1 protein-coding gene is annotated in these 295 nt (G+C 62.0%); it reads left to right on the forward strand.

Translation table 11 applies throughout. The features are described 5' to 3' along the window. Positions 1–295: hypothetical protein (locus tag AAEY83_RS13880; protein ID WP_351059705.1), on the forward strand; the 295-nt coding region annotated here is incomplete at both ends.

Here is a 295-nt window from a genome sequence, read left to right on the forward strand (position 1 = left end):
TTGCGCTGGCTGCACCCGCAGATGGGCTTTGCCGAGCGCGAAGCCTTTATGCAATCGTTCAATCTCCTGCCCAGGCAACTGTCGCGTTTGCAGCAGGAAATGGCCAGCCATCTGACGCTCCCGGCGTGGGCACTGGCGCACAAGCGCTTGCTGGAGGACGTCAGCAACCCGCAACGCTTCGACCAGTTTGCCGCCGATGCGCTCGAGCAGCTCAACCTCAAGCGCAATGCCCGCCACGATTGGTACGACGCAGAAAACAGCCTGACCCCCGAGGTGCGCGAAGCGCTGTTGAAAC

The sequence above is a fragment of the Psychrobacter sp. TB20-MNA-CIBAN-0197 genome, assembly GCF_040309765.1.
Taxonomy (GTDB): Bacteria; Pseudomonadota; Gammaproteobacteria; order Pseudomonadales; family Moraxellaceae; genus Psychrobacter; species Psychrobacter submarinus.